Here is a 2,053-nt window from a genome sequence, read left to right as displayed (position 1 = left end):
TCCCAGAACGTGCCCACATGACCAACGTTGCCCGATCCTCTGGCGTTAATTCTATATGTACTGACCTGCCCATTTCGCCTCCTTGATTTGGAGGCTATGATAGTATAATTATTTAACGGACGCAACAGTAGTTAACGGGGACAGTGGGGACACTGGGGACAAGCCTATTTGACGGAAATTTTCACTGTCCCCACTTAACAATTTTTTTGTGGGGACAGTGGGGACGTCGACACCGACCACTAAAATGGCCGTCCCCACTGTCCCCATGCTTGCAGGATGACCTTGGGGACGACTTACAGGCCGATTACAAAACGATGTCCCCACTGTCCCCAGTGTCCCCACCATTGATTATGGCAGGTTGTTTTCATTTAGGCACTCAAATAATCTATTGCTATTCTTCAAAATTCAACCTCTAAACCAACAAAGGAGTTGCAGATGGTTCATCATGATGAATTACTTAACGCGAAGGCTATCCCAATTTCCCCTAAAAAAATTGGGCTCATCCGGCAAAAGGGTCCTTTTCATCTTGAACCCAGCTGCCTGTAGGCATTGGGGAAGCACATCTTCGGGCGCACCCAAAGAGAACGAGTACATGGACTCTGTAGCCCCCCTCCCGTAGTTCAGGGAGGGGCTGGGGGAGGGTTTCAAACAGCTGGAGGAAGGGGCCGATAACACGACCCGCCCCTAGCCCCGTCCCGCCCTCATGCATGAGAGCGGGATGGGGGACCTGTTCAACGCCCCCTCGATGGTGTTGCTTCCCAAAAGGGACTGACAATATATGACCTGCAAGTACGCTATTCCCGGATGAACCTAAAATTGTCATACAACTCTTCCAGAAGAAGCGCACTAGGATGTTTTATACATCAAGATACTGATAATATTGTAGTACAGTTTCTAATAGTTGACATGCAAAGATGGTCGACGGTGATGATTTGATAGATATGCTCAAAAAGATTCGGCTTGGCGTCAAAGTTCAAATGGTTAAAGAGGTTGAAGTGGATAACTTCCTAGTTTGAAAAGATCTGACCAGAGCCACTTGTTCCTGAGGATTTATGCCCTGAACTTCTCTCTCTTTGACTCTGAATCTCTATCTCTCGAGCCCCCCCCATCTAGTTCAATTATAGACAAATACACGATCACACCAAAAAAGGCCGGGGTAAATTCCCGGCCTTTTTTGAACTCTCATGGTAGAAAATTGACACTCTATACGATCACCCTCTGACCCCATTGGGGGGGCCTCGGAAGCGACGACGGCTTCCTCAACACAGGTGAAACCTGTCAACTAATTGATTTAAATAGCATATTATCAGTTAATACAGTTTATTGAAAAACGAAATAGCTTACTGTTTTGTTCGGGGCCAAGATACCCTACAGAGCACTTATCACCATCTTCGTTTAAAAATTTAATACCTTCACCAGGTGATAATCGTCGTCGTTTTGATCCTTCAGGATTTGATATATAACTAGCAACGTCACCATCTTCATCAACACTACTTAGACCAAACGAATTTTTACGGTCTATCTTAATTCCCCCATCTACATACAATTTAAAATCCGTACCCCCATCAAAATTGTTTTTATCTTTAAGCATATCCCGTAGTTTTATATTTTCATCTTTTAAAGAAATTAAATTGTCAACAATATACTGACTTTGACTTTTTGCGGATACAACAGAGTCTTTAATTTCCAAAATTTGTTTTTTTATCGATGCATCATTAGTAGAATTATACAAATTAGAAATTTGGTTTGTCAGACTACTATAGTTAGTATTCTGATTTTCAATAATTTCTAGTGTATCGTCTTCGAAATAATTCGGAAAATTAGTTGTTAAAAAGTCTGTAAGATACATTTCACTCACAATACCTAAAACAAAAGATAACATCCCCAATGCTGCTAGTAGTACGCGTTTTTTGTTTTTTGCTATTAACTCGACTTTCGGGGTTAGCGATTAGTCGTTAATAGTTTGTTTTTATTGACAAGAAGTCCTTTTTCACCAACGAAACTATCCATATTTTTTTGGACTAGTTCCAAAATGCTTCCAAGGACATTTGCC

Annotated in this window: 1 protein-coding gene; it reads right to left on the bottom strand. The window is 41.8% G+C overall.

The window, feature by feature from the left end:
- Window positions 1-1,306: 1,306 nt before the first annotated feature.
- A complete protein-coding gene (locus tag ACTVJH_RS15755; RefSeq protein WP_455992833.1) occupies window positions 1,307-1,882 on the bottom strand; it encodes a hypothetical protein in 576 nt (191 codons plus the stop codon).
- Between the last annotated feature and the right edge of the window lie 171 nt (window positions 1,883-2,053).

It is taken from the genome of Desulfoplanes sp. PS50 (genome assembly GCF_053851535.1).
This window is presented reverse-complemented; position numbering and strand designations above follow the sequence as displayed.

Coding starts and splice junctions, on each gene's coding strand:
- ACTVJH_RS15755 (WP_455992833.1), bottom strand. CDS start 1,882: ATGTTATCTTTTGTTTTAGGTATTGTGAGTGAAATGTATCTTACAGAC.